Here is a 26,349-nt window from a genome sequence, read left to right as displayed (position 1 = left end):
CGCGCCTCAGGCGGGCGCGTTATGCTTGACCGCCAGGAAATCGCCGATCGTATCGAGGAACAGTTTTGGCGATTGCAGTTGCGGGACATGCGCACATCCCGGAATGACCCTGAGCCTGGCTCTCGGCAGGCCGCCTGCCAATTCGTATGACATCGGCGGCGGCGTCGCCTCGTCATATTCGCCGACCACGACGAGCGTCGGTACAGTCACGCTGCGTAGTTTGGCACGAAGATCGAGGCTCGCCAGCGCGTCACAGGCCGCGCAGAACACGTTGAGATCGGTGCGCAGGAATGCGTCGCGGCGATCCTGCATCAGCGCGGGATGCTGTGCCTGGAAATCCGGTGCAAACAGCCGGCGCATTGCAATGTCGGTGATCGCGGCGAGCCCCTTCTCGCGTGAAACCCTGGCCATGTTGCGAAACGCCTCGCGGCCCGGCTCGGAGAACGCCGCACCGCAGTCGGCGAGGATCAGCCGGCTCGCGATCGCCGGGTGGCGGATCGCCATCTGCAGCGCGACGAACCCGCCATAACCGTTGCCGAGCAGGATGGCCGGCGTGCCATCAGCCGCATCATGCACCGCGTCCGCCATCCGATCGGCGATCGCGGCGAGGCCACCACCCTCGACCGCGCTCGACCGACCGAATCCCGGTAGTTCCGGCACGATGGTCCGAAACGACCGGGCAAGTTCCGGCACGATCGCATCGAAGCTCGCGCGATCCGACAGCAGCGAGTGAAACAGGACCAGCGGCGGCCCCTCGCCCGACTGGGCTGCGTTGACTGTGCGGTTGGCCAAAAGCCTGTCCATCGTCGCTCTCTTTCAAATCGTGCCCGAAATTCGCGCATTTGGGCTCCAAAGCGCCCCTGCGGACGATTGATAAATCAAATCGCCCGAATTTCAAGGATTTCAGCTTGACGTGATATTTCACAGATTGCATTTTATTGGGCAGGAGACTCCAATAAAATGATCCTTCTCCGCGAGAATATCTACGAAAACCTGCGATCTGATATTTTATCGTGTCAGCTTGCTCCTGGCGATGAAATACGAGAGCAGGATCTGGCGGAGCGTTACGCGGTCAGCCGCCAGCCGGTCCGCGACGCCCTGCTGCGGCTCGAGCGCGAGCACCTCGTGACGGTGCAGCCCCGCCAGGGTTACCGGGTCAATCCGATCTCGCTGTCCGACGCGCGCGATCTGCTGCGCTTCCGCCTTGCGCTCGAACCGGCCTGCGTCGCCGAAGCAATCGAGAGCGCGCCCGACAGCATCCTGAAATCACTCGACGAATTCCGCCGCTTCTCCGGCAGCCACGAGGACTTCATCACCTACAATCGCGGCTTCCACTCGGCGCTGGCGCACGCATCGGGCAACCGCCGCATGGCGACCACGCTCTGCGACCTGATCGGCCAGGCCGATCGGCTGGTGCGCGTCAGCGTCTCCAATCTGAAGGGCCACGATCCGGCGAAGCTCGTGGCCGAGCATGTCGCATTGATCGACGCCATGCAGCAGCGCGAGGCACGCACCGCGGCCCGCATCATCAAGGCTCACATCGCGGCGACCGAAAAGCGCGTGCTGCCGGCACTCAAGCGCAACGCCGTCATCGTCGAAGAGAGGTCATCATGAACATTCCGTCGAAGCCCGCGACGATCGACGTCGAGATCCACGGCAACTTCATCGACGGACGCGAGGTCGAGGCCGGAGACGGCGAGATGCTCGACGTCCGCAATCCCGCGACCGGCGACGTCATCGCCCGGATTCCGAATTCGACCGCCGCGGATATCGACCGTGCGATGAAGAGCGCTCGCGCTGCATTCGAAGGCAAGGCGTGGGGCGGGATGGACACGAGGGCGCGCGCCCGGCTCGTCAACAGGCTGGCCGACGCGTTCGAGGCCAATCTCGACACGCTGTACCGGCTGGAGACGTTGAACAACGGCCGTCCGGTCAACGAAACCCGCGCGCAGCTGTCGCGCCTGCCGGATTTCTTCCGCTACTTCGCCGGACTGGCGCTGTCGCGCCGCGATTCCGTCATCCCGGTCGAAGGCGCGTATCTGAACTACACCCTGCGCACGCCGATCGGAATCGTCGCCAACTGCACGCCCTTCAATCACCCGCTCATGATCCTGTGCAAGTCGCTTGCCGTCGTGCTGGCGACCGGATGCGTCACCGTTGTCAAGCCGTCGGAATATACGCCGCTGACGACATTGAAGCTCGCCCAGATCTTCAGCGAGGCCGGACTGCCTCCCGGCGTCTTCAACATCGTGCTTGGCCTCGGCCAGAGCGCCGGCAAGATGCTCGCCGAGCATGGCGACATCGACAAGCTTGTGCTGACCGGCGGGACCGAAGCCGGCCGCATCGCGGGCAGCGCCGCGGCGAAGGTGTTCGCGCACCAGACCATGGAGCTCGGCGGCAAGACGCCGGTGATGATATTCGACGATTTCGACGTCGACCGCGCCGTCAACTATGCCGCATTCGGCGCCTTCATCGGCGCCGGCCAAACCTGCGTTTGCGCGTCGCGCCATATCGTGCAGGCCTCGATCTACGACGAGTTCGTCGAAAAGCTGCAGGCCAAGACCCGCACCATCCGCATTGGCGATCCGTACGATCCGAACACGCAGCTTGGGCCGGTGATCTCGGCACGCCAGCGCGACCGCGTTCTCAGCTATGCGCGCTACGGTCATGAAGACGGCGCGCGGCTGCTCACCGGCGGCGTGGCCGCAAAGGTCGCGGGCCACGACAACGGCTATTTCGTCGAACCGACCGTGTTCGCCGACGTCAAATCCGACATGCGGATCTTCCAGGAGGAGGTGTTCGGCCCCTTCACCTCGGTGACCCCCTTCAAGGACGAGGCCGACGCGCTCCGGCTCGCCAACGATTCGCCCTTTGGCCTCGCCGCCGCCATTCGCACCCGCGACGTCGCGCGTGCGCATCGCGTGGCCGCCGCGGTCAAGGCCGGGATCGTCTGGATCAACGATCACCACCGGCTCGATCCGGCCTCGCCCTGGGGCGGCGTTGACGATTCCGGCATCGGCCGGGAATGCGGCACCGAGAGTTTCGACGACCATTTCAACACCAAGAGCGTGATGGTCGCGACCCACGAACAGCCATTCGATTGGTACCGCGACACGGCCAGCCAGCGCCGGTTGAACTAGCCGCAGTCGAGCAAAGCGGCAAACCGCCCACAGATGGCGGGCCGCATCACCGAGGAAAACAGTCAAGGGGAGAGCGCATATGTCGACATCGGTCAATGCCGGGAGCCGCCTCGATCGGCTACCGATCGGACCATTCCATCGCCGGATCATGATCCTGATCGGGATCGGAATGTTCTTCGACGGTTTCGACATCTATATCGCCGGCACAGTGCTCGGCGTGACGCTGAAAACCGGGTTCTCGACGCTCGCCCAAAACGCCGCGTTCATCTCCGCAACCTTCGTCGGCATGATGCTCGGATCTTTCGGCACCGGCTTCCTCGGCGACCGTTACGGACGGCGTTTCACCTACCAGTTCAATTTGCTGCTGTTCGGCATCGCGTCCCTGGCGGCGGCGCTTGCGCCAAACATGGCCTTTCTGATTGCCTGCCGTTTCGTGATGGGCGTCGGTCTCGGCGCCGAAAATGTTGTCGGCTATTCCACCATGACCGAGTTCGTGCCGGCCCGGAGCCGCGGCAAGTGGCTCGGCTTCACCGCCGTCTGCGTCGTGACCGGCCTGCCCATCGCGCTGCTGGTCGCATCGGTCGTCGTCCCGCAATTCGGCTGGCGCGCGATGTTCGTGCTGGGCGGCGTCGGCGCCTTGATCGTCTGGTACCTGCGCAAGTCGCTGCCGGAGTCGCCGCGCTGGCTGGAGGCGGTGGGACGCACCGCCGAGGCCGAGGCGCTGATGCAGGCGATCGAGAAAGAAGCTTCCCAGGGGCAGCCCTTGCCGGCGCCCGCGGCTGCAACGCCGGCACCGGTGTCGCCCGATCTCGCCACGCTGTTCACCGCGCCGCTGCTCTCCCGCATGATCGTCGGCGCGGTATGCCTGATTACCATCAATACGCTGCTCTACGGTTTCGTGACCTGGCTGCCGGTGTTCTTCATCAAGCAGGGCCTGTCCGTCGCGACCTCGTTCGGCTACTCGCTGCTGATGGCGCTTGGCGCGCCGATCGGCTCGGCGATCGGCGCCCTGACCGCCGACCGCTGGGGCCGCAAGCCCACGATCATCGGCGCATCGCTGATATCGATCATCCTCGGCGTCATCTATCCGATGATCTCGGATCCATTCCTGCTGCCGGCCGCCGGCTTCGCGCTGACCGTGCCGATCTATGTCTTGGTCGCGCTGTTGTTCGGCATCTATATTCCCGAACTGTTCCCGACCGAGGTGCGGCTGCGGGCATCCGGCATAGTCAACACACTCGGTCGAGGTGCCACCATGGTGACACCATTCCTGGTCGTGATGCTGTTCGAAGCGCGCGGCGTCGCCGGCGTGATGGCCCTGATGATCGGACTGCTCATCGTGCAGATCATCACCGTATGGGCGCTCGGCATCGAGCCGCGGCACCGCAGCCTCGAGGAGCTCAAGGGCGAGGAATCACCATCCGCAATTCCGCAGGAAGCTTCGTGAGGCGGAGCGACCTTTCTCGCGATAAGCTTGACGGCGCGGGCTACCCGCGCCGTCGCGTCACTCCCACATCTCCGGCGTGACACGCCCGGCGAAGCCGCAGTCGATGACCCGCTCCTGCGGATTGCGATCCACGATCAGCCGCAGCAGGTCGGGGCGCGAATAATGGCCGCCGATATCGCACAGCGCCTTGGCGGCGAGCACGGCCTCCCGCGAGCCGTCCGCGATCAGGATGGTCTCGCCCTGCGCCGGACCGGCGATGACCTCGCCGCGCGGATCGATGATGACGCTGTCACCGCTGTACTCGATCGTCGATAGTTCGCGGTAGCGTTCCGGCGTGATTTCGTGCGAGCGCATGCCGCCGACCGCGATGACGTAGCAGCCGGCTTGCGAGGCGAACGCTCGCGACAGCAACAACTGCCGCGGCCAGAGCGGCGTCGGCGACGGTGGCGCCGCCGCGGGCTCCCGCCCCGGCCACGCCGCGACGTGGATCTGCGTTCCCTGCGCGGCCAGCGCATAGCCGGGCAGCATCGTGTTGTGCTCCCAGCAATTGAGGCCGCTGATCCGGCCATAGGGCCGCTCATGCACGCGCAGGCCCGCCGCGTCGCCATCGGCCCACACCGAGCGCTCGTTGAAGGTGGGCTTCAGCTTGCGATGGCGGCCGAGCAGCCGTCCCTCGCGGCCGATGAACAGCAGCGTGCAGTAGACCGTGCCCTTGGTCACGGCATCACGTTCGGCGACGCCGATCACGACATCCAGTCCCGCGGCCTCGGCGGCGGCGCAGAGCCGATCGGTCGCGGGCGAGGGAATCTCGACCGCGTTGTCGAGATACTCGGCCATCGCGCGAAACGTGTTCGGCCCGGTCGGCGCGTGACAGAAGAAGGGATAGCCGGGCAGCCAGGTTTCCCCGAAGGCGGCAATCGTCGCGCCCATGGCGCCGGCCTCGCCGATCAGGCGGCAGGCCTTCTCCAGCGAGGCGTCGCGATCGAATGGCACCGCGGCGGCCTGGACCGCCGCGAGCCTGAAATGCGTGTCGGATGTCATGGTTGCGCCCGCGTCAGTCGACGCCCTTACGGGCAGCGTCGAGCGCGCCCGCAAGCAACTCCAGCGCCTTGACGCGCCGCCGTCGCGCCAGACGCGCCTCGCCGACCTTGCGCTCGTGCTCGCCGGCGATGAAGGCCTGGATGTCCGGCAGCGGACGAATGACGCCACGGCTGCCCCACTGGCCGTCGGGGATCTCGGTCGGAAACACCCAGACCTGCGGCGCCACATCCTCGAACGAACCGCCGGCGGCGCGTACCACCGCATCGGTCACGTCCTTCACCAAGGCCGCGCGCGAGGCTTCGGTGTACTGCCCCTCGGGGACCGTCGGCACGATGCGAAATCGTGGCGATGGCGACGGCCGGCCCGCCACATAAACGGCGGCCGGCCGATGCAGGAAGACAACGGTGACGCCTTGCGCAACCTTGTTCGCCGGATCGAACCCCTCGTGGCCGATCAGGATATCGCCGAGCTCCTTGATGAGCCGCGCTTCCGCCTCCGGCTTCAGGGCTCCTTCGGGAATTGTCACGTCGATCATCGGCATTGAGGCGACCTCCTGTTGTTGACAGCAGGAGGTCTATGCGCGGCGCACTCCCGGCAGCAGTGGCAGTATCGCCATTTTCAGGGCAAATTCGGACACGGCGTGCTCAGGCGGCGGGGGCCCTGCGCACGAACCGACGCTGGTATTCGCGGGGCGAAAGCCCGGTTTCGCGCTTGAACAGACGACGGAAGGTCGACAGATCGTTGTAGCCGACGCGCCCGCTGACCGCGTCGAGCTTCAGCCGCGTGGTTTCGATCAGGCGCTTGGCGACATCCACCCGCAGCGCCTGCAGATATTGCAAGGGCGCCTCGCCGACCGCCAGCTTGAAGCGGCGGTTCAACGTCCGCTCGCTGACCGAAAGGTCGCGGGCCAGCCTGGCCAGACTGAAGCCCTGTTGCAGCGACTTCTCCATCATGCTCTGCGCCCGCGCCACCAGCGCGTCGGAGTGCTGCGTGTCGCGCGCGCGGCTGGCATAGGGTGCCTGCGAGACGCGATTGCTGTCGATCAGCATCAGCTTGCCGGTCTCGGCGGCTACGTCGGCACCGGCGAATTTCTCGACCAGCCGAAGCGCGAGATTGAGCGAGGTGGTCACCGCGCCCGAGCAGACAATGCGGTTCTGCTCGGTGAGGATCTCGGCGACGCGCAGATCCACTGCCGGGTAGCGCATCGCGAATGTCCGTCCCTTCGCCCAATGGGTGGTCGCAACCCTGCCGTCGAGCAGGCCGGCCTCTGCGAGGATGAAGCTGCCGGTGCAATAGGACGCGAGCAGGGTACCGCGCTCATGCTGCCGACGCAGCGCCGCGAGTAGCGGCTCGACGGTATCGAGCCGCGCGAAGAAACGCTCGATATCGCCGACGAACGGTCCCGGGATCACCACCGCGTCTGCCGAAGACCGCGCACCGATCGGCCCATCGACGCCGATGACCTGGCCTGACGCCGTGTGGACCGGCCGGCCACTCAAGGACTCGACGCGCCACCGCAACTGCGACGGCGTGCCGCTGCGACGTCGCGGTCGCCGCGACGTCACCGAATTGGCGGCGGTGAACACGTCGACAATCCCCGCCACGCCCGAAGCGAGGATACCGTCATAGACCCAGATCCGGATGAGTGGCATGGCCCGTGTCCGATTTTGCACAACATGGCGCAATTCTGCCATTGCATGGACGACCGGACAAGCGGGCGGCGGGCGCCGAATGCGCCGCGCCGTGTGGCTGCCCGACGGGAAACTCAGCAAAACTGTCAACCCGGACAAACCATGTCGCGAAAATGCGGGCGTATGACTCACAAGCCGTGCCGCACACTCACCGTCGTCCCGGCGAAGGCCGGGACCCATAACCACCGACGCGAATTGTCATGCGCGATTGCAACGACGAGTCCCGCCTGCAACATCCGCCGCGGCGTATGGGTCCCGGCCTTCGCCGGGACGACAGATGTATATGCGGGCCGTTCGCCGTGCGCCCTATTCACATCGCCCGCGCAAATCTGCGAAAGCCAGGCGCGCCGGTCATCGCCTCGAAGGCGGCGTCGCGCTTCTCTTCGGCGAAGGCGAAGCCGGCCTTGGCATAGCAGCGTTCGGCGGCGTCGTTGCCGATCAGGAACGAGATCGATGCCTGCGTGTAACCGGCCGTCTTGCCGTCGGCGAGTGCGCGGCGGATCAAGTCCTGCACCAGGCCGCCGCTGCGATGGGACGCTTGTCGGGCGACATGCTCGATCAGCCAGTCGCCCTCGCCGACTTGTACCCAGCAGTTACGGGCATAGCCGCCGCGCGCGACGATGGCATCGGCGTCCATGCCGGTCTCTGCTGCGACTTCCTCGATCGCCGCACGTGCGGCGACGACGGTTCCGGATGCCGGCATCGCGCACAGCGCGGCGGCCGGCACGCCATCGACTTCAGCAATCAGGAAATGGGCGACGTGATACCATGACCGCACCCGCGCCACGGCGAGCCGTGTCATGAACGCCAGGCATTCCGCCTCGCCCCGGTCGAGCGCGATGTCGAACCAGCCGCGCGGCAACTGGCCGCGCTGCGCGGCCAGGACAATGCGGGCGATGAAGCCGGCGTCATCGGATCGTGCGGGACGGATCGAGGATCGTCCCGCGCCGATCATCTCAGGTGTTCTTCAGCGCGACGCGGAATTCGGCCTCGGTCTTGGCCTTGACCTCGTCGAGCGTGACGCCGTCGGCGAGCTCGATCAGCGCCATGCCGTCCTTGCCGTGCTTGTCGATGGTGAACACCGCAAGATCGGTGACGACCATGTCGACCACGCGCTCGCCGGTCAGCGGCAGGTTGCACTGCTTGAGCAGCTTGGGGCCGTCCTTGGCGGAATGCTCCATCACGACCACGACGCGCTTGACGCCGGCGACGAGGTCCATGGCGCCGCCCATGCCCTTCACCATCTTGCCGGGGATCATCCAGTTGGCGAGGTCGCCGTTCTGCGCCACCTGCATGGCGCCGAGGATCGACAGATCGATATGGCCGCCGCGCACCATGCCGAAGGAATCGGCCGACGAGAAATAGCTGGTCGAGGGCAGCTCGCTCACGGTCTGCTTGCCGGCGTTGATCAGGTCGGCGTCGACCTCGTCCTCATAGGGGAACGGGCCCATGCCGAGCATGCCGTTCTCGCTCTGCAGGCTGACGTCGATGCCGTCGGGGATGTAGTTCGAGACCAGCGTCGGGATGCCGATGCCGAGATTGACGTAATAGCCGTCGCGCAACTCCTTGGCGGCGCGGGCGGCCATCTGTTCACGGGTCCAGGCCATGTGGCTCTCCTGAAGGATTATGTTTTAGGCGGCGGGCCGCGGACGGGTGTTGCGGAACTCGATCCGCTTCTTGCCGGTCCCGACCTCGACGATGCGCTTGACGAAGATGCCGGGGGTATGGATGTGGTCCGGATCGATCTCGCCGGCCGGCACCAGGTGCTCGACCTCGGCGACGGTGACCTTCGCCGCGGTGGCCATCATCGGGTTAAAGTTGCGCGCGGTCTTGCGGTAGACCAGATTGCCGGCGGTGTCGCCCTTCCAGGCATGGACGATGGCGACGTCGGCGAACAGGCCGCGCTCCATGATGTACTTCTCGCCGTCGAATTCCTTCACTTCCTTGCCTTCGGCGATCAGCGTGCCGACGCCGGTCTTGGTGTAGAAGGCCGGGATTCCGGCGCCGCCGGCGCGGATGCGCTCGGCCAGCGTGCCCTGCGGGTTGAACTCGAGCTCGAGCTCGCCGGCGAGATACTGTTGGGCGAACAGCTTGTTCTCGCCGACATAGGACGAGATCATCTTCTTGATCTGGCGGGTCTCCAGCAGCCGGCTGAGGCCGATGCCGTCGACGCCGGCATTGTTGGAGACGACGGTGAGGCCCTTGACGCCGGACTCGCGGATCGCGTCGGACAGGGTCTCGGCGATGCCGCAGAGGCCGAAGCCGCCCGACATGATCATCATGCCGTCCTTGAGGAGACCATCGAGTGCCGATTTGGCGTCGGGATAAACTTTGTTCATGCAGCGAATACCTGATGGAGGGCGCGGAACGGCTGTGGCAAAGCGGATTATTAGGCGAAATCTTCGCAATGCGTCAATCACGGCCCGGTGCGGCGACGGGCGGCGGCCCGCGGCAGCAACATGGCCTTGAAAGCGACAAGAAAACCCTTCAAGTTGCGTGGGTTGGCAGGGGCCTCCGGCGAGAGCCCGCTGTGTTCGACGACGACCCGACAAAATTCAACCCGACCCGGATATGTCATTGACGATGGCCCAAGGAATTAAGCGCCTGGGGATGCCGATCGCGGCGCTTTTCGGCCTGGCGCTGGTCGGGCTGGTCGGAACGTCGTGGTTCCTCAACCGGGACGCGCTGCAACGCGCGGTGGAGGCGCAGATCCGCGCCGTGACCGGGCTCGAGCTCGTCGTCAACGGTCCGATCGACGTCTCGGTTTTTCCGGGCAGCTACGTTTCCTTTCATAATGTCGGGCTGAAGGGCGCCGATACCATCGGTCCCGCCCTGCAGGTCGACGTGCTGACCGCCAATCTGCGCCTGCTGCCGCTGTTGCTGCGGCGGTTCGAGATTGCCGACGTCATGATGCTCCGTCCGCATATCCATGTGGTCCGCGACGGCGCCGGCGAGAGCAACTGGACGCCGTTCGTCGAGACCATCGCCAAGGCGATGACGCCCGGCGCCGAGAACCAGGTGTCGTTCTCCGAAATCCGGATCCAGGACGGCGAGCTGAACTACCAGGACGGCACCAACAACATCTCCGAGCAGCTCGGCGATATCGACCTCTCGCTGGCCTGGCCCTCGATCTCGCGTTCCTTTGCCGCAACCGGCCAGTTCGACTGGCGCGGCGAACGCGTCGACGGCTCGATCAGCGCCAGCGACTTCGTCGCGCTGTTGTCGGGTGACCGCTCCGGCCTGAAGGCACGGCTCGCCAGCGCGCCGCTGAAAGTTGCTTTCGACGGAACCGTCGCCAACCGCACCAGCCTGATGATGGAAGGCGTCGCCACCATGGACTCACCGTCGCTGCGCAACGCGTTGCGCTGGATGGGCCAGGCGCCGCCCGGCGGCGGTGGCGGCTTCGGCCGCTTCGCGCTGAAGGCCCGCGCCAATGTGGTCGGCGGCTCGGTCGCGCTCACCAATGTCAATGTCGAGCTCGACGGCAACGTCGCCGAGGGCGTGATGACCTACGCCAATAACGGCCGGCAGACGCTGCAGGCGACGCTTGCCGCCGGCAATCTCGATTTCACGCCTTACATCTCGACGTTCCGCCTGCTGGCCAGCGGCCAGCGCGACTGGAACAGGCAGCTGTTCGACCTTTCCTCGCTGTCGTCGACCGATCTCGACATGCGCCTGTCGGCGGCCAAGGTGACGGTCGGCCCGTCCAAGCTCGGCCGCACCGCGTTCGGCGCCAATCTGCGCGGCGGCGCGCTGGCGCTCAGCGTCGGCGAGGCGCAGATGTATGGCGGCATCGCCAAGGGCTCGTTCGCGATCGCGCGCTCGGATGCGGTCGCCGACGTCAGGGCACAATTCCAGTTCACCGATGTCGATCTGCAGGCCTGCGCCAGCGAATTGTTCGGCATCAACAAGCTGTCCGGCCGCGGCAACCTGAACGTCTCGCTGACCGCCTCGGGCTCGAGCCCGTTCGGGCTCGCGTCGTCGCTCGACGGCACCGCGACGCTGAATGGACATGACGGCGCGATCGCGGGCTTCAATGTCGAGCAGCTGTTGAAGCGGCTGGAGAAGCGGCCGCTGTCCGGCGGCGGCAATTTCCGCTCCGGCTCGACGCCCTACGACAATCTCAGCATCTCGGTGAAATTCGCCGACGGCGTCGCGACCGCTGACGACATTCATGTCGAAAGCCCCACCGCGAAGATCACGCTGACCGGCACGGCCTCGGTGCCGTCGCGCGAATACGATCTCAAGGGCGTCGCCAGCCTGACCTCGGCATCGGCCGGCGGCAACGGTTTCGATCTGCCCTTCGTGATCCAGGGCCCGTGGGACGATCCGCTGATCTTCCCCGATCCGGAAAGCCTGATCCGCCGCTCGCCGGCCTCCGCTCCGCTGCTCGATGCGGTGAAGGATCGCAAGACCCGCGACGCGGTGCGCTCGGTGATCGAGCGCTTCACCGGCGGAGGAGCCGCACGGCCCGCGGCGGCGCCCGATGCTGCGGCAGGCGCGCCCGGCGGCGCACCGGCGGCGTCGGCCGAGAATGCGAAGTCGAACTGAATCCATTCACTTTGCGCATCGATGCACCGGGACCGATCCACGCGCTCGCCGCAAACCCCTACACAAGTCGGCGGCGCGACATCTTTATCGGGTCACGGGCATGCGCTAGTGTTTTCTCCAACCGGTTAAAAAGCCGGCCTCATGAGGGAGAACAACGTGAGATCCAAGGTTATCGGTGCGCTATCAATTGCGGTCGCCGCGGTCGGCCTGTTCGCCGCAACTGCACCCGCTCTCGCCCAGGGCAAGACGATCACCGTCTGGTGGGGCAAGGGATTTTACAAATCCGAAGACGACGCGCTGCTCGAGACGATCAAGAAATTCGAAGCCAAGACCGGCATCAAGGTCGAACTGTCGCAATACGCGATCCAGGACATGATTCCGAAGACGGTCGCCGCGCTCGATTCCGGCACCGTGCCCGACGTCGCCTATTCGGACACCTACGATGTGCAGGCCCAGGGCAAATGGGCCTATGAAGGCAAGCTCGAGGATCTCTCCGACATCATGCTGCCGATGAAGGACGCGTTCGCGCCGAACACGCTGGAAGCCGCGCTGCTTTACAACGACGTCACCAAGAAGAAGTCCTATTACGGCTTCCCGCTGAAGCAGCAGAGCATGCACGTCCAGATCTGGGGCGACATGCTGGAGAAGGCCGGCTTCAAGGCCGCCGACATCCCGACCAAGTGGGAGGACTACTGGTCGTTCTGGTGTGACAAGGTGCAGCCGGCGATCCGCAAGGCGACCGGCCAGCGCATCTACGGCGTCGGCCAGCCGATGGGCGTGGAATCCACCGACTCGTTCCAGTCGTTCTACACCTTCATGGACGCCTATCACGTCAAGCTGGTCGACGACGACGGCAAGCTCCTGGTCGACGATCCCAAGGTCCGAGACGGATTGATCCACGCGCTGAAGGACTACACCGAAACCTACATCAAGGGCTGCACGCCGCCCTCCTCGACGACCTGGAAGGATCCGGACAACAACGTCGCCTTCCACAACAAGACGATCGTGATGACCCACAATTTCACGATCTCGATCGCGGCGAAGTGGTTCGAGGATTCCACCAACCCGGCGCTGACCGACGCGCAGCGCGCCGCCGGCAAGCAGGCCTATGAGCAGGACATCATCACCGCGTCCTTCCCCAAGGCACCGGACGGCTCGACCATCAAGTACCGCTCCGACGTCAAGACCGGGCTGATCTTCGCCAACGCCAAGAACAAGGCGGAAGGCAAGCAGTTCATCGCGTTCCTGATGCAGGAAGACAATGTGCGGCCCTATGTCGAGGGCGCGCTCGGTCGCTGGTTCCCGGTGACCAAGGCCAGCCAGGCGAGCCCGTTCTGGCAGGCCGACCGGCACCGCAAGGCGGTGTGGAATCAGTTCACCGGCGGCACCGCGCCGTTCGACTTCACCAAGAACTGGAAGTTCACCATCCTGAACAACGAGAACGTCTGGGCCAAAGCCATGAACCGCGTCGTCAGCGAGAAGGTGCCGGTGGACAAGGCCGTCGACGAACTGATCGCCCGCATCAAGCAGGTCGCGGGGTAACATCAACGATGACCGGCACTGCCGACACTTGCTCCGCGTCGTCCCGGCGAAAGCCGGGACCCATACGCCGAGGCAGTAATTTGGGAGCAGGCTGGTCGACGGCTTTCTGGCAACGGCCGGGCCCTGTGGTTATGGGTCCCGGCCTTCGCCGGGACGACGACGTAGGCGACATCGACGACGTAAGCGACATCTTAGAGTAACCGAATGGCGATCACACTCTCCGCATCCGATGTCCCCTCGCCGCCGTTGTCGGCGCGGCTGTCGCCGCCGCAGGTCTGGGGCATCGTGCTGCTCGCGCCCTATCTGCTCGTCTTCCTCGCCTTCGTGGTCTATCCGGTCGGCTACGGCCTGTGGCTGGCGCGCCATCCGGCGAGCTATGTCGCGCTCTATCACGACCCGATTTTCGCGCGCGCGGCGATCAACACGCTGATCTTCCTGGTCATCGGCATCAACATCAAGATGCTGATCGCGCTGTTCCTGTCCGGCTTCTTCGCCCAGCAGCGGCCCTGGATCAGGTGGCTGTCTGTCATCTTCATCCTGCCCTGGGCGGTGCCCTCGATCCCGACCATCCTGTCGGTGCGCTTCATGCTCAATCCCGAATGGGGCGTGGTCAACCAGTTGATCTTCAAGTTCACCGGCGACGACGGCCCGAACTGGCTGAACGATCCATCGGTCGCTTTGGCGATGGCGATCGGCGTCCACATCTGGAAGTCGCTGCCGTTCTGGACGCTGATCCTGCTGACCGGACGGCTCGCCATCTCGCACGATCTGTACGAGGCCTCCGACGTCGACGGCGCCAATTGGTGGCAGAAATTCCGCTACATCACATGGCCGTCGATGCAGACGCTCTACGTCACGTGCACGCTGCTCTCGATGATCTGGACGCTCGGCGACTTCAACAGCGTCTATTTGCTCACCGGCGGCGGGCCCGCCGACCTCACCCATGTGCTGTCGACGCTCGGCATCCGCTATCTGCGCCTCGACCAGCTCTCGCTGGCGATGGCCTCGATCGTCTGCGCCATGCCGTTCGTGCTGCCGCTGGTCTATTTCATGATGAAACGGTTGTCGCGATGAAGCTGCCCACCCTCCGCGAAGTCGGTACCGAGGCCAAGCTGCTCCTGATCGGCATCCCGGTCTTCATCTGGACCATGATTCCGATCTACCACATGTTCGTGTTCGCGATCTCGCCGAAGGAGGACGCGTTCACCGGCAAGCTGTGGCCGACGCATCCGACGCTGCACAATTTCTCGATCGTGTTCCACCAGCAGCATTACTTCCTGCGCGACTTCTGGATCCAGTTCTGGAATTCGACCGTGATCGCGCTCGCGGTCGGTGCGCTGACGCTGTTCGTCGCCACCGCCGCCGCGTTCTCGATCTCGCGGCTGCGCGTGCCGGGCGGCCGCTCCGTCATGAACTTGGCGCTGTTCACCTACTTCATTCCGGCCGCGTTCCTCGCCGTGCCGATGTACCGCACCATGGGCAATTACGGCCTGCTCAACAATCACTGGTCGCTGATCCTCGCGATGGTGACGATCGCCGCGCCCTACGCGATCTGGGTCTTGAAGCAGGCCTCCGACAAGCTGCCGGTCGAGCTCGACGAGGCCGCGACGATGGACGGCGCCACCACACTGCAGCTGTTCCGCCTGGTCTATGTGCCCTTGATGATGCCGTCGCTGGTCGCGGTCGGCACCTATGCTATCCTGCTCGCCTGGAACGAATATCTCTACGCGTTCCTGCTGCTGTCGAAGGACACCGACATCACGCTGCCGGTCGCGCTCGGCAACTTCCTCGCCGCGGACGACTCGCCGTGGGAGCTCCTGATGACCACCGGCTTCATCTACGCGCTGCCGCCGGCCGCGGTCTATTACGCCTTCAAGCGCTACATGGTCGGCGGGCTGACGGCAGGCGCCGTCAAGTCGTGACGCGCTGTCATTCCGGGATGGTGCGCTAGCACCAGACCCGGAATCTCGAGATTCCGGGTTCGATGTTTCACATCGCCCCGGAATGACGGAAATTACAGCGGCGCGGCGCTCTCGCCGCGCGCGCTCGACAGTTTCGAGGCGAACGAGGCAATCACGATGATCACGGCAATCAGCGCGATCCCCAGCGTGCAGATCGCGTTGATCTCGGGTTTCACGCCGAGCCGGACCTCGGAATAGATCCGGATCGGCAGCGTCGCCGAACCCGGGCCGGTGGTGAAGCTCGCGATCACGACGTCGTCGAGCGACAGCGTGAAGGCAAGCATCCACCCCGCCACGATCGCCGGCACGATCAGCGGCAGCGTCACCAGGAGGAACGCCCGCACCGGATCGCAGCCGAGGTCCATCGCGGCCTCCTCTAGGCTGCGGTCGAGCGTGGCGAGGCGCGACTGCACCACGACCGTGACGAAGCACATCGTCAGCGTGGTGTGGGCGATCGTCACCGTCCAGAACCCGCGCTCGGCATTGAGCGCCACGAACAAAAGCAGCAGCGACAGGCCGGAGATCACCTCGGGCATGACCAGCGGCGAATACAACATGCCGGAGAACAGTGCCCGGCCCCGGAACCGCTCGCCGCGCGCCAGCCCGATCGCCGCCAGCGTGCCCAGCAGTGTCGCCAGCGTCGCCGACACCGCGGCGACCGACAGGCTCATCCACGCCGCTTCCAGCATGGCGCGGTCGCCAAAGAACTCGCGGTACCAGCGCAGCGACCAGCCGCCCCACACCGTCACCAGCCGCGAGGCGTTGAACGAGTAGATCACGAGGATGACGATCGGCAGATAGAGGAACGCCAGCCCGAGCGCCAGCGACGTCATGTTGAAGCGGGTGAGCCTGGTGAGCCTGGTGACGGGGCGCGCCATCAGCTGTTGGCCTTGAGCTGACGCCGCTGCAGGCGATCGTAGAGTACGAGCGGCGGCACCAGCAGCAGCAACAAGGCGACCGCGGCGGCCGATGCGACCGGCCAGTCCTTGTTGGTGAAGAACTCGAGCCACAGCGTCTGCCCGATCATCAGCGAGTTGGAGCCGGCGAGCAGGTCGGGGATCACAAACTCGCCGACAACAGGAATGAAGCAGAGCAGCGCGCCGGCGCCGACGCCGGGCAGCGACAGCGGGAATGTCACCAGCCAGAACGCCTGCAACGGCGAGGCGCCGAGATCGCCCGCGGCCTCCAGCAGCGACGCGTCCATCCTGGAGAGCGTCGCATAGAGCGGCAGGATCATGAACGGCAGATAGGAATAGACGATGCCGAGATACATCGCGCTGTCCGTCGACAGCCAGACCACCGGCGCGGACACGATGTGCAGCGCCAGCAGAACCTGGTTGAGCAGGCCGTCATGCTGCAGGATGTTGATCCAGGCATAGATGCGGATCAGGAACGAGGTCCAGAACGGCACGATGACCAGCATCATCGCCACGCCCTGCCAACGCTGCGGCAACCGCGCCATGCCGTAGGCAATGGGATAACCGATCAGGAGCAGGATCAGCGTCGCGGTCACCGCGACGACGAGGCTGCGCAGATAGGACAGGATGTAGAGATTGTCCGAGATCAGCAGGCGGAAATTGTCGAACGACAATTGCGCGAACGCCGCGGCCAGCGCCGCGCGGCCCTCAGTGAACTCGAACACCGGCGTATAGGGCGGCTGCGCGATCGCGGTCTGCGACAGGCTGATCTTCAGCACGAAGCCGAACGGCACCAGGAAGAACAGCACCATCCACAGATAGGGCGCGATCGCGGCGAACCGCGCCGGCCGGGCGAAGATGCGGCGCGCGCTCATTGTTCGAGCACCAGGCAATCGTCGGCGGTGAACCATGCCACCACACGCTGGCCGGCGAGATAGGCATCCACATCGAGCCGCGCGGTGTTGGCCATCGACGCGCACACCACCGCGCCCGTCTCCAGCTTCACCCGGTAGCTGGTCACGCCGCCGAGATAGTTGACGTCGGTGACGACGCCCTCCAGCCGGTTGATCGCCTGCGACGCGCCGCCGTCCGTTGCCGGCGCGCGGCGCGACAGCTTCACCTTCTCGGGGCGGATCGCGACGGCAACGACCTGCCTGGTCACCGGCGGCCACAGCTCGCTGACCGCCAGCCTGCCCGCATCAGCCGTCGCGACCGTCAGGCGCCCGTTCTCGCGGGACGTGACCTCGCCGTTGAACAGATTGATGTCGCCGACGAACTCGGCGATCCAGCGCGAGGCCGGCGCCTCGTAGAGATTGCGCGGGGTGGCGACCTGGACCAGACGGCCGGCATCCATCACCCCGATGCGGCCGGCCATCGTCATCGCCTCCTCCTGGTCGTGGGTGACGATGATGAAGGTCATGCCGAGCCGGCGCTGCAACTCCATTAGCTCTCCTTGCGTGCTCTCGCGCAGCTTCTTGTCGAGCGCCGCGAGCGGCTCGTCGAGCAGCAGCACCTGCGGGCGCCGCGCCAGCGAGCGCGCCAGCGCGACACGCTGCCGCTGTCCGCCGGAGAGCTGGTCGGGCTTGCGCTTCTCCATCCCCTCGAGCTTGACGAGCGCCACCATCTCGGCGACGCGGGCCGCGATGTCGGCGCGCGCCATGCCGGCGCGCTTCAGCCCGAAGGCGATGTTGTCGCGCACCGACAGATGCGGGAACAGCGCGTAGTTCTGGAACATCATGTTGACGGGCCGCTCATGCGGCAGCACCTGCGCGATGTCGCTGCCGCCAAGCAGGATGCGGCCCTCGTCCGGCGTCTCGAAGCCGGCGAGCATGCGCAGCAGCGTGGTCTTGCCGCAGCCGCTCGGGCCGAGCAGCGCGAAGAATTCGCCGGCGCGGATATCGAGCGAGAGCTTGTCGACCGCGCGGAAATTGCCGAACGACTTGGCGACACCCTCGATCCGCAGCAGCGGCATGTCCGGGACGGCCGGTTCAGGCAACGGCCTTGCCGCCTCCGCACTCGCTTCGCCCGATGTCACGTCCGTCAGCCCCGATTCCCCGTAAGGTCCGATTCTGGCGGCAAGCTAGCGGCGGATCGCCACCGGCTCAACCGCCTCACGGACATCTCCCGCAATATTGTCGGCGTCCGCACCTCTGCTAGACTTCGCAGTCAAATTCGAGGGGCAACCGATGATTCACGACCGCTACGGCCTGCCGCTGACGACGAGCTCGGACCGCGCCGCCGCCTACTATGTCGACGGCGTCGATCGCATGCTAGCGGCGCTGCATGGCGCCGATGCGGCATTCGAGGCGGCGATCGCCGAGGACCCCGATTTCGCATTGGCCCATATCGGCCGTGCCCGCGTCCACCAGCTCAACATGGAAGGCGCCAAGGCCCGCGCCAAGGCGGCCGATGCACGGCAGCTGGCCGCGGCCGCAAGCCCGCGCGAGCGCCAGCACATCGAGATCATCGCCTCAGTCATCGAGGGCCAGGGCAAGAAGGCGATGGCAGCGGCCGAACAGCACCTTGCCGAATATCCGCGCGATGCGCAGATCCTCTCGCTGTTGCTCGGCGCCTTCGGCCTCTATGCGTTCTCCGGCCGGCCCGACCATGACTCGGCGCGGCTTTCGATCTGCGAGCGCTACATCAGCGACTATGGCGACGATTGGTGGTTCCTCACCTATCTCGGCTGGTCGAAAACCGAGGCCGGCGATATCGTCTCGGGTCGCGCCATCACCGAGCGCGGCTATGCGCTGAAGCCGGAGAACGCCGGCGCCGCGCACGCGGTCGCGCATGCGTTGTTCGAGCAGGGCGACGCGGCGGAAGGCCGCAGCTTCCTTTCCGCCTGGCTACCGGCGAATGATCGCACCAGCTTCCTTCAGGGCCATCTCGCCTGGCACCTGGCCTTGATTGCGATCGAGGAAGGCGACGCCGACAGCGCGCTCGACATTTACGAGCAGCACATCAAGCCGGCGGGCCGCCCCTATCCGCCGCTCAATATCTTCACCGACACGGCCTCGCTGCTGTGGCGGCTGACGGTCGCCGGCAAGACCGGTCTCGAGCAGCATTGGAAGGATGTCGCCGCCTATGGCGACGGCTACTTCCCGAAGGCCGGCGCGCATTTCGCCGACGTGCACCACGCGCTCGTCGCAGCCACGACCAACAACGACGCGCTCGAGGCGCGGCTGGTCGAGATGGCCACGCGCGACGCCGACGGCAGACTGGCGCCGGGCCCCGCGGCGATCGGGCTCGGCCGCGGGATCGCGGCCTTCGCCGCCGGCGATCACGACGACGCGGTGCGCATTCTTGCGCCGCTGATGCCAGAGCTGGTGCGAATCGGCGGCAGCCATGCGCAACGTGAATTGTGGGAGGACACCTTCATCGTCGCATGCCTGCGCGCCGGCCAGGGCCGGCAGGCAACGAGCCTGATCTCGGAGCGGCTGCATCGCCGTCCGTCCCGGGGCGACCTCGCCTGGTCACAGGAGGCGGCCCGGCAATAGCCGCTGCTGGAGCTCTCCTCCTTCCCTGAAAGGGGGAAGGTCGGGATGGGGGTCGGCCACGAACGACACCGGTTGTCATGGAGGCAGAATCCCCACCCGCTTTGCTCTGGCGAGCAAAGCGACCTCCCCTTTTCAAGGGGAGGTTTGAATCGAGCTCAATCCATCTTCGCCATGAACGCCGCAAGCGCGTCGCGATCGGCTTGCGGCATGGTCAGCCCGAGCTTTGAGCGGCGCCACAGGATATCGTCGGCAAAGCGCGCCCATTCCTTGCGCATGAGGTAGCGCACCTCGGCGCCGGTCAGTTCGGGACCGAAGGCCGGGCCGAGATCGGCCTTCTCTTTGGCGTCGCCCAGAACATCTCTGACGTTCAGCCCATAGGCGGCCACCAGCCGCCGCGCCTGCGCCTCGCCGAGGAAGCGCCAGCGGTCGCGGACGATGTCGACCTCGGTCTCGAAGCGCTGCCACGCGAACTCGCCGCCCGGCAGCGGCGCCGTTGCGGTCCAGCGCGGCGTCATCGGATAAAACCGCGTGAACTCCGACACCGTCCGCTCGGCGCGGCGCCGCGCGGTGGTGACGTCGCCGCCGAAGATCGTAAGCAGCGGCGCCTTGCCGCGCCTGACATCGAGCAGCGCTGCGCCATCGCTCATGTGCCGGCGCGCGGGCACGAGCACGGAATTGGCACCGGAGACGGTCCGCAGCACATCGACTGGAGCGATCTGTTCGCGAAAGTAGCGATTGGCTGCGTCGCAGAGATAGGCCTCCTCGCGCACACCAATTGCGACCACCGCCGGATTACCCTTGAAGGGATGACTGACGCTGCCGATCAGGGTGAAGTCGCGCTCGTAGGGACTGGCGAAGATCAACCGGCCGTCAGGGTTCTGAAACACATAGACGTTGTCGCAGTCGAACAGGCGGCGCACGACAATCTGGCTGATCTGCACGGTCGCAAGCTGCGGCGCGGGCACGCGCAGCACGATGTCGGCGACCGAGGCGCTCCACGCGCCGGTCGCGCTGACCAGCGCCCGCGCCGTGATCACCCGCCGGTAGCCGCGGTCGATCGCGACCAGCCGCCAGGTCTCGCCGCGCTCGGCCCGGGTCACGCGCGCGCCGGTGCGGATATCGGCGCCGCGCGCTGCGGCATCGACGGCGGTGAGCACGACGAGCCGGGAATCGTCGACGACGCAGTCGGAGTATTCGAACGCGGTTCCGAACGGCCGCTTCAGCGCATTGCCGACCGGATGGTGGGTGACATCGAGCGTCGCCGAGCGCGGCAGACCGCTGCGCGAAGTCAGCCGTTCGTAGAGCAGCAGCAACGACCGCAACTGCCACGGCGGCCGCTCCTCGGCATGCGCCGGGATCACGAAGCGCACCGGCCGCACCAGATGCGGCGCAATGCGCAGCAACACGTCGCGTTCCCTCAGCGCCCGGCGGACGCGGAAGAACTCCCGCCGTTCCAGCCCGGCCAGATCGCCATGGACCAGCCGTGGCGAAGCCTGCGATGCGCCGGAACCGAGATCGCCCTGCTCCAGCAGGATCACGCGCAGGCCGCGGCCGGCGGCATCACGAGCAATGCTCGTGCCGTTCAGGCCACCGCCGATGATCGCGACGTCGTAGTCCGCCATGCGCAACGCCTATCGCATTTCAATGCGAACAAAAGACGGGTTCGCACGAAAAATGCGTCAAGGCGCGGCGCTGAACTACATGATGTCCGGGTGAATCACGGCACACTCACCTTCCCGCTTGCGGGGGCGATCGTACGTTTGCACGATTTCGGAATATTGGAATAATGCCCCTGAGTTGCCCGACGTGTCAAGTAGCCTGCTCGAACGCCGGCCGCCGCCGGCTACTTTGCATGGGGTTGTTTTCGATATTTTGGCAGCGCTCCTCCTGCGACGGCCCGCGAGCGGGAGAGGCACACCGTCTTCGCGACGGCTATCCAACCTGACTCCATCACGCGCTAGTCCGCGCCGGCCGCGGCGAAGAACTGTTCCGGTCCATCGACCTCGATCAGCTTCCTGCCGTCGATCACCCAGAACCGGTTGGCCACCGTGCGCACGAACTGGCGGTCGTGCGACACCAGGAGGCAGCTGGCCTGCTGTTCCATCAACTCGTCCTCCAGCGCCTCCTGGCCCTCGATGTCGAGGTGGTTGGTCGGCTCGTCGAGCAGATAGAAGTTCGGCTGGGTGAGCCGCAGCACCAGCATGCCGAGGCGGGCCTTCTGCCCGCCCGACAGCCGCCCGATCGGACGGCCCTGCATCTCGATCGAGAGCCCGGCGCCGGCGAGCAGGCCGCGCGCCCGCTGATCACCGACCTCGAAGCGCCGCGTCAGCATGCGCATCGGCGTGTCGCTATCGGCGAGATCCGCCAGTGCCTGGTCGCAATAGCCAAGCACCAATGACTCGGTGGCCCGGATCTCGGCCGGTGCCGCTGCGGCATTCTCGATCGCCAGCCGCAGCGCCGCGACGAAGCGGGTCTTGCCGGCGCCATTCGGCCCGAGCAGCGCAATCCGGTCGCCCTTGCAGATGAACTGCTGGCCGGTCCTGAACAACAGCCGGCCGTCGGGTGTGGCGATCCCGGCGTTGTCCAGCCTGATCAGGACCCTGGCATGGGTGTCGCGGTTAGCGAGCCGGATCGTTCCGGCCGAGCGTTCCAGATGCGCGGGCTTCGCCGTCTCCTCCAGTCTCTCGGCGCGCTGCTTCAATTGCCTGGTCTTCGACAGCAGAAGGTCGCTGCCGGAATTGATGCCGAGATTGTTGAGCTTCGCGGCCTGCTGCCGGAGCTGCCGCACGGCCTTCATGTCGCGCTGATAGCGCCGCTCGTCCGAGGCATCGAATTCGTCGATCGCCGCGCGCGCCGCGGTATAGGGCAGCGAGAACAGCTGCGACCGCTCCGGGCGCAGGAACAGTGTCCGGTTGGTCGTCGCATCGAGAAAGGCGCGATCGTGGCTTGCGATCACCACCGGCATCTCGCGCGGCAGCGCGTTCAGCCAGCCCTCGAGCCGGCCGATCTTGGCGAGGTCGAGATGGTTGGTCGGCTCGTCGAGCAGCAGCACGTCGGGCTCGGTCACCATCACGCGGGCGAGCACCGCAAGCCGCAGCCAGCCGCCGCTCAGCTGCTTCAGCGGTCTCGTCCACAGCTCCTCCGGCACCTCGAGCGATTGCAAGGCGACGTCGACCCGCCAGCCCTCGCTGGCGCGCTGCTCGCCGGGAAGCGCCTCGAGCACGGCGGCATGGAACGGCGTATCCAGCAGTCTGGGCGGCGCATCCTGCTCGACATGGCCGACGGTCAGTCCGCGCGCGCGGGTTATATCGCCTTCGTTGGGCTCCATCGCATCTGCGATACAGCGCAGCAGCGTGGACTTGCCGCGGCCATTGGCGGCCACCAGCCCGATGCGGTCGCCGGCATTGACGACGAAATTCAGTTCGGAAAACAGCGGCGCGTTCAGCGTCACGCCGAGATTGCGGACATTGATGAGGGTCACGATCAATTCTCTGGTCTTGCCGGCAATCGCAACATCCCGAGGCGTCCAGCCATCATCGGATGTGCGTGTCGAAGCGCGGCGAGGGATTGATGTGCGGGCGCGAACGCTCAAGCGTCGACGCCGCACGGCCACGAAGGGCAGACCAGGAAGGATTTAGCGCGAGTTTCCGGTCAGCCCTGCAAACGCATCTGCAGGGCGTTGACGGGGCCACGCTTGAGGTGGGGATCGGTGTATCTCGCCACGACGCAGCCCTCCTTTCTCGGCTGAAATGATGTGGTGGGTCGAGATGTAGCCGGACGTGCAGCGGATGGCAAGCACAGCCGGCCGGGCGATTCAGGCCAAATTACCCGGCTCTGCGCACGGTTTCGGCAAGCTGGTCGCCGCCGACCAGCGCGGCGAATTGACCGATCGGGGCCGGCCTGCCGATCAGATAGCCCTGCACTGCGTCGCAGCCCTCTTCGGCGAGAAAGTCGAGCTGCGCCTCGGTCTCGACGCCTTCGGCGACGATCGACATTTCAAGGCCGTGGCCGAGATCGATCACCGCGCGCACGATCGCGGCCGATTGCGGGTTGCGGCCGAGATTGATGACGAAGGCACGGTCGATTTTGATCTTGTCGAACGGAAATGCCTGCAGGTAGCTCAGCGAGGAATAGCCGCTGCCGAAATCGTCCATCGAGATGCGGACGCCGAGCGCCTTCAGCCGCCGCAGCAGCGACAGGCCGCGGTCGAAATCCTCGATCAGCACGCCCTCGGTGATTTCGAGCTCGAGCCGGTCCGGCGTGAGCCCGGTCTCGAGCAGGATCGAATGCACGAGGCCTACGAGGTCGCCATGGGTGAATTGCGCCGGCGACAGGTTCACCGCGACCTGCAGCGGGATCGCCCAGGAGGCCGCCTCCCGGCAGGCTTCGCGCAGAATCCATTCGCCCATCTCGACGATCAGGCCGCTTTCTTCCGCGAGCGGAATGAAGTCGCCGGGCGGCACGAAGCCGCGCACCGGATGGTGCCAGCGCGCCAGCGCCTCGAAGCCGATGATCTGGCTGGCCGCCACGCTGCCGCCCGCCGCGGCCTGCGGCTGGTAGTAGAGCGACAATTCGCCATTCTTGATCGCGACCGACAGCTCCTGGTGCAGCACGCGGCGATCGCGAATCTGCTGGTCCATCTCCGGTTCGAAGATCGAGATCGTGCCGCGCGACTTCGCCTTGGCGCGAAACAGCGCCGCGCCGGAATTGGCCAGCAGCGAGGCCGCGTCGGATCCGTTGTCCGGGAACACCGCGATCCCTGTGGTGAGGCCGGTTCGCACCGACTTGCCGTCGATTAGGAAATCCTGCCCGAGCGCCTCGGCGGCCTGCTCGGCCAGCGCGATGCCGACGACCGGCTGCTTGCCGTCGATGATGAGGCCGAATTCGTCGCCGGACAGCCGCGCCACCACGCCGCCGCGTGCCACGGCCTGCAGACGCTGCGCGACCTCGACCAGCACCTTGTCGCCCATCGCATGGCCGTAGACGTCGTTGATCTCCTTCAACCCGTCGAGATCGACGCAGAGCACGGCGAACTCCTCGTCGGTGCCGTCGCAGGCCTCGATCATCTGGGTCAGCGCCTGCAGGAAGGCGGCGCGGTTCGGCAGATCGGTCAGGCCGTCATGATAGGCCATGTGCGCCATCCGCGACTCGGTCTGGCGCCGGTCGGTGACGTCCTCATGGGTCTTGATCAGATATTGCGGCTCGCCGACATCGTCGAGCACGGTCATGCGGCGGGTCAGGAACAGCCGCAGGCCGTCCTTGGTCGAGATCGGATGCTCCTCGGCGATCATGCTGCGCTTCCTGATCGCGGCCTCGTCGCGGGCGATGATCAGCTTGGCTTCACGCGCATTGAAGATGTCGGACGCGGTCAGGCCGGCGGCGTCCTCGCGGCGGCGATTGAGGATCGTCTCGGCGCTGCGGTTGGCCAGGAGGTAGCGGCCGTCGCTGACCCGCTGCACGATCAGCGAGACCGGGATGTTGTCGACCACGAGCTCGAGGAACTTCTTGTTGTTCTCGAGCTCGCGCGACAGCGAACGGCGATCGGTGACGTCCTCGAACAGCGCGATCAGGAATTCCGGCTCGCCGGCCTCGTTGCGGGCGATCACGCGGTTGGAGGCGAGGATCCGCTTGTCCGAACCGCGTTCGACGAAGAATTCGCTGCGATGATAGCCTTCCGCCGCGTTCAGCGCCGCGCGGTCGGCGGTGTCGATGCTGGCGGCGGTCTCGGGGCGGAAGATCTCGTCGGCGCGCTTGCCCACGATGTGATCGCGCGAGAAGCACGAGAAGCGCTCGAAGGCGCGGTTGGCGAAGATGTAGCGGCCGTCCTCGATGTTCTTGGCCGCGACGCAGACCGGAACGTTGTCGAGCACCGATTCCAGGAATTGTGTGGTCGAGGCGAGCTTGCGCGACAGCTTGCGCTGGTCGGTGCAATCGAGATGGGTCGCGACCGAGCCGCCGTTCGGCAATGGAAAATACTTCACCAGCACCGACCTGCCGCCGGGCAGCTCGCTAACCAGTCCCTCCGGCGCCGCGGCCCTGGCGAAGAAATCCTCGGCGCTGACGTCGAGCACGCCGCGGTCGCGGCGCAGTTCCAGCAGCTCGACGCCGGTCATGTTGCGCCTGATGTCGGCGCGCGACAGGCCGTAGATGTCGAGATAGCGGTCGTTGCAGAACACGATGCGCTCCTGCGCATCGGTCATCACCACGCCCTGGTTCAAATGGTTGAGTGCCGACGAGACGAAGGCGTTACGCCGCAATTGCGCGCGCTTGGCCTTGCGCAGCGCCGAGAGGATCCACAGCCCGACCGCGCCGAAAAAGGACGCCACCACCACGCTGCCGATCAGCAGCTCCCAGACCAGGCCGGGATCGAGGCTGCCCAGATAGCTCGACGGCGCGAACGCACCGGTGCCGGCCCGGGCTGCAGCGCACGGCGCGACGGCGGCGATCAGGCAGAGCACGGCCCTTGCCGGAATCGAATTCTTCCCGCCCGCCTGCACCTTCCTGCCAACCATCGATCACCCGCGGATTTCCGGGGCGAGTGTCCGGCTCCGGCGGTTTGGAT

Annotated in this window: 21 protein-coding genes; 8 read left to right on the top strand and 13 right to left on the bottom strand. The window is 65.9% G+C overall.

Annotated elements, in window-relative coordinates; all coding sequences use genetic code 11:
• Window positions 1–6: 6 nt before the first annotated feature.
• On the bottom strand, window positions 7–804 hold the full coding sequence (locus tag Q2M23_RS16150) for an alpha/beta fold hydrolase (RefSeq protein WP_316396103.1): 798 nt from the start codon (window positions 802–804) through the stop codon (window positions 7–9).
• 156 nt (window positions 805–960) lie between these two features.
• Here Q2M23_RS16150 and Q2M23_RS16145 point away from each other — a divergent pair, with 156 nt between their 5' ends.
• The 3 genes from Q2M23_RS16145 (at window position 961) to Q2M23_RS16135 (ending at window position 4,587) form a co-directional block, all read left to right on the top strand.
• Window positions 961–1,614 (top strand): GntR family transcriptional regulator, encoded by a 654-nt coding sequence (locus tag Q2M23_RS16145; RefSeq protein WP_075969134.1) that lies wholly within the window; start codon window positions 961–963, stop codon window positions 1,612–1,614.
• Window positions 1,611–3,140, top strand: a complete 1,530-nt coding sequence (locus tag Q2M23_RS16140; RefSeq protein ID WP_057019029.1) for an aldehyde dehydrogenase — start codon at window positions 1,611–1,613, stop codon at window positions 3,138–3,140. Before Q2M23_RS16145 ends, Q2M23_RS16140 begins: the two co-directional genes overlap by 4 nt.
• Before the next feature lie 79 nt (window positions 3,141–3,219).
• Window positions 3,220–4,587, top strand: a complete 1,368-nt coding sequence (locus tag Q2M23_RS16135) for an MFS transporter (protein ID WP_057019028.1) — start codon at window positions 3,220–3,222, stop codon at window positions 4,585–4,587.
• Between the two features lie 57 nt (window positions 4,588–4,644).
• Here the strand turns inward: Q2M23_RS16135 and Q2M23_RS16130 are convergent, their stop codons facing one another.
• From Q2M23_RS16130 to Q2M23_RS16105, 6 genes are all read right to left on the bottom strand, one after another.
• Window positions 4,645–5,628 (bottom strand): carbon-nitrogen hydrolase family protein, encoded by a 984-nt coding sequence (locus tag Q2M23_RS16130; protein ID WP_316396102.1) that lies wholly within the window; start codon window positions 5,626–5,628, stop codon window positions 4,645–4,647.
• Window positions 5,629–5,641: 13 nt separating this feature from the next.
• Entirely contained in the window at window positions 5,642–6,169 is a 528-nt protein-coding gene (locus Q2M23_RS16125) for a tautomerase family protein (protein WP_057019026.1), read from the bottom strand.
• A 103-nt stretch (window positions 6,170–6,272) separates the two neighbouring features.
• Window positions 6,273–7,280, bottom strand: a complete 1,008-nt coding sequence (locus tag Q2M23_RS16120; protein ID WP_316396101.1) for a GlxA family transcriptional regulator — start codon at window positions 7,278–7,280, stop codon at window positions 6,273–6,275.
• A gap of 349 nt (window positions 7,281–7,629) precedes the next feature.
• Window positions 7,630–8,274 carry a GNAT family N-acetyltransferase gene (locus Q2M23_RS16115; RefSeq protein WP_316396100.1) on the bottom strand — a complete coding sequence of 215 codons (645 nt, stop codon included), beginning with the start codon at window positions 8,272–8,274 and terminating at the stop codon, window positions 7,630–7,632.
• A gap of 1 nt (window position 8,275) precedes the next feature.
• Window positions 8,276–8,926, bottom strand: coding sequence for a 3-oxoacid CoA-transferase subunit B (locus Q2M23_RS16110; RefSeq protein WP_018268725.1), 651 nt, complete (start codon window positions 8,924–8,926; stop codon window positions 8,276–8,278).
• A gap of 24 nt (window positions 8,927–8,950) precedes the next feature.
• A complete protein-coding gene (locus tag Q2M23_RS16105; RefSeq protein WP_016842309.1) occupies window positions 8,951–9,658 on the bottom strand; it encodes a CoA transferase subunit A in 708 nt (235 codons plus the stop codon).
• 244 nt (window positions 9,659–9,902) lie between these two features.
• Here Q2M23_RS16105 and Q2M23_RS16100 point away from each other — a divergent pair, with 244 nt between their 5' ends.
• The 4 genes from Q2M23_RS16100 to Q2M23_RS16085 all read left to right on the top strand — a co-directional run bounded on the left by Q2M23_RS16100 (window position 9,903) and on the right by Q2M23_RS16085 (window position 15,334).
• Window positions 9,903–11,870, top strand: coding sequence for an AsmA family protein (locus tag Q2M23_RS16100; RefSeq protein ID WP_076829623.1), 1,968 nt, complete (start codon window positions 9,903–9,905; stop codon window positions 11,868–11,870).
• Window positions 11,871–12,026: 156 nt separating this feature from the next.
• Entirely contained in the window at window positions 12,027–13,412 is a 1,386-nt protein-coding gene (locus tag Q2M23_RS16095; protein ID WP_316396099.1) for an ABC transporter substrate-binding protein, read from the top strand.
• A 204-nt stretch (window positions 13,413–13,616) separates the two neighbouring features.
• Window positions 13,617–14,486, top strand: a complete 870-nt coding sequence (locus tag Q2M23_RS16090) for a carbohydrate ABC transporter permease (protein WP_026191797.1) — start codon at window positions 13,617–13,619, stop codon at window positions 14,484–14,486.
• A complete protein-coding gene (locus tag Q2M23_RS16085) occupies window positions 14,483–15,334 on the top strand; it encodes a carbohydrate ABC transporter permease (RefSeq protein ID WP_316396098.1) in 852 nt (283 codons plus the stop codon). Before Q2M23_RS16090 ends, Q2M23_RS16085 begins: the two co-directional genes overlap by 4 nt.
• A gap of 92 nt (window positions 15,335–15,426) precedes the next feature.
• On the opposite strand, the gene Q2M23_RS16080 is transcribed toward Q2M23_RS16085, so the two are convergent.
• From Q2M23_RS16080 to Q2M23_RS16070, 3 genes are read right to left on the bottom strand one after another with little or no spacing between them, the layout of a single operon-like run.
• Window positions 15,427–16,251 (bottom strand): ABC transporter permease, encoded by an 825-nt coding sequence (locus Q2M23_RS16080; RefSeq protein ID WP_168855443.1) that lies wholly within the window; start codon window positions 16,249–16,251, stop codon window positions 15,427–15,429.
• The gene (locus tag Q2M23_RS16075; RefSeq protein ID WP_057019022.1) at window positions 16,251–17,165 is read right to left on the bottom strand and encodes an ABC transporter permease; all 915 of its coding nucleotides are present in this window, start codon (window positions 17,163–17,165) and stop codon (window positions 16,251–16,253) included. Before Q2M23_RS16075 ends, Q2M23_RS16080 begins: the two co-directional genes overlap by 1 nt.
• Entirely contained in the window at window positions 17,162–18,262 is a 1,101-nt protein-coding gene (locus tag Q2M23_RS16070; RefSeq protein ID WP_316396111.1) for an ABC transporter ATP-binding protein, read from the bottom strand. Before Q2M23_RS16070 ends, Q2M23_RS16075 begins: the two co-directional genes overlap by 4 nt.
• 295 nt (window positions 18,263–18,557) lie before the next feature.
• Here Q2M23_RS16070 and Q2M23_RS16065 point away from each other — a divergent pair, with 295 nt between their 5' ends.
• Window positions 18,558–19,787 carry a tetratricopeptide repeat protein gene (locus tag Q2M23_RS16065; protein ID WP_316396110.1) on the top strand — a complete coding sequence of 410 codons (1,230 nt, stop codon included), beginning with the start codon at window positions 18,558–18,560 and terminating at the stop codon, window positions 19,785–19,787.
• Window positions 19,788–19,942: 155 nt separating this feature from the next.
• Here Q2M23_RS16065 and Q2M23_RS16060 read toward each other — a convergent pair whose 3' ends face one another.
• The 3 genes from Q2M23_RS16060 to Q2M23_RS16050 form a co-directional block, all read right to left on the bottom strand.
• Window positions 19,943–21,409, bottom strand: coding sequence for a glycerol-3-phosphate dehydrogenase (locus Q2M23_RS16060; RefSeq protein ID WP_253625403.1), 1,467 nt, complete (start codon window positions 21,407–21,409; stop codon window positions 19,943–19,945).
• A gap of 335 nt (window positions 21,410–21,744) precedes the next feature.
• Window positions 21,745–23,268 carry an ABC-F family ATP-binding cassette domain-containing protein gene (locus Q2M23_RS16055; RefSeq protein ID WP_316396096.1) on the bottom strand — a complete coding sequence of 508 codons (1,524 nt, stop codon included), beginning with the start codon at window positions 23,266–23,268 and terminating at the stop codon, window positions 21,745–21,747.
• A 343-nt stretch (window positions 23,269–23,611) separates the two neighbouring features.
• Window positions 23,612–26,299 (bottom strand): EAL domain-containing protein, encoded by a 2,688-nt coding sequence (locus tag Q2M23_RS16050; RefSeq protein ID WP_316396095.1) that lies wholly within the window; start codon window positions 26,297–26,299, stop codon window positions 23,612–23,614.
• Between the last annotated feature and the right edge of the window lie 50 nt (window positions 26,300–26,349).

Origin of the sequence: Bradyrhizobium sp. 33ap4 (assembly GCF_032654765.1) — a bacterium.
GTDB lineage: Bacteria > Pseudomonadota > Alphaproteobacteria > Rhizobiales > Xanthobacteraceae > Bradyrhizobium > Bradyrhizobium australafricanum.
Note: the sequence above shows the minus strand (reverse complement) of the source record. Positions and strands in the feature narration are given on the sequence as shown.

What these genes read in the sequence shown, in the direction of transcription:
- Q2M23_RS16150 (WP_316396103.1), bottom strand. Translation starts at nt 804, where the DNA reads ATGGACAGGCTTTTGGCCAACCGCACAGTCAACGCAGCCCAGTCGGGC.
- Q2M23_RS16145 (WP_075969134.1), top strand. Translation starts at nt 961, where the DNA reads ATGATCCTTCTCCGCGAGAATATCTACGAAAACCTGCGATCTGATATT.
- Q2M23_RS16140 (WP_057019029.1), top strand. Translation starts at nt 1,611, where the DNA reads ATGAACATTCCGTCGAAGCCCGCGACGATCGACGTCGAGATCCACGGC.
- Q2M23_RS16135 (WP_057019028.1), top strand. Translation starts at nt 3,220, where the DNA reads ATGTCGACATCGGTCAATGCCGGGAGCCGCCTCGATCGGCTACCGATC.
- Q2M23_RS16130 (WP_316396102.1), bottom strand. Translation starts at nt 5,628, where the DNA reads ATGACATCCGACACGCATTTCAGGCTCGCGGCGGTCCAGGCCGCCGCG.
- Q2M23_RS16125 (WP_057019026.1), bottom strand. Translation starts at nt 6,169, where the DNA reads ATGCCGATGATCGACGTGACAATTCCCGAAGGAGCCCTGAAGCCGGAG.
- Q2M23_RS16120 (WP_316396101.1), bottom strand. Translation starts at nt 7,280, where the DNA reads ATGCCACTCATCCGGATCTGGGTCTATGACGGTATCCTCGCTTCGGGC.
- Q2M23_RS16115 (WP_316396100.1), bottom strand. Translation starts at nt 8,274, where the DNA reads ATGATCGGCGCGGGACGATCCTCGATCCGTCCCGCACGATCCGATGAC.
- Q2M23_RS16110 (WP_018268725.1), bottom strand. Translation starts at nt 8,926, where the DNA reads ATGGCCTGGACCCGTGAACAGATGGCCGCCCGCGCCGCCAAGGAGTTG.
- Q2M23_RS16105 (WP_016842309.1), bottom strand. Translation starts at nt 9,658, where the DNA reads ATGAACAAAGTTTATCCCGACGCCAAATCGGCACTCGATGGTCTCCTC.
- Q2M23_RS16100 (WP_076829623.1), top strand. Translation starts at nt 9,903, where the DNA reads ATGGCCCAAGGAATTAAGCGCCTGGGGATGCCGATCGCGGCGCTTTTC.
- Q2M23_RS16090 (WP_026191797.1), top strand. Translation starts at nt 13,617, where the DNA reads ATGGCGATCACACTCTCCGCATCCGATGTCCCCTCGCCGCCGTTGTCG.
- Q2M23_RS16085 (WP_316396098.1), top strand. Translation starts at nt 14,483, where the DNA reads ATGAAGCTGCCCACCCTCCGCGAAGTCGGTACCGAGGCCAAGCTGCTC.
- Q2M23_RS16080 (WP_168855443.1), bottom strand. Translation starts at nt 16,251, where the DNA reads ATGGCGCGCCCCGTCACCAGGCTCACCAGGCTCACCCGCTTCAACATG.
- Q2M23_RS16075 (WP_057019022.1), bottom strand. Translation starts at nt 17,165, where the DNA reads ATGAGCGCGCGCCGCATCTTCGCCCGGCCGGCGCGGTTCGCCGCGATC.
- Q2M23_RS16070 (WP_316396111.1), bottom strand. Translation starts at nt 18,262, where the DNA reads ATGCCGCTGCTGCGGATCGAGGGTGTCGCCAAGTCGTTCGGCAATTTC.
- Q2M23_RS16065 (WP_316396110.1), top strand. Translation starts at nt 18,558, where the DNA reads ATGCTAGCGGCGCTGCATGGCGCCGATGCGGCATTCGAGGCGGCGATC.
- Q2M23_RS16060 (WP_253625403.1), bottom strand. Translation starts at nt 21,409, where the DNA reads ATGGCGGACTACGACGTCGCGATCATCGGCGGTGGCCTGAACGGCACG.
- Q2M23_RS16050 (WP_316396095.1), bottom strand. Translation starts at nt 26,299, where the DNA reads ATGGTTGGCAGGAAGGTGCAGGCGGGCGGGAAGAATTCGATTCCGGCA.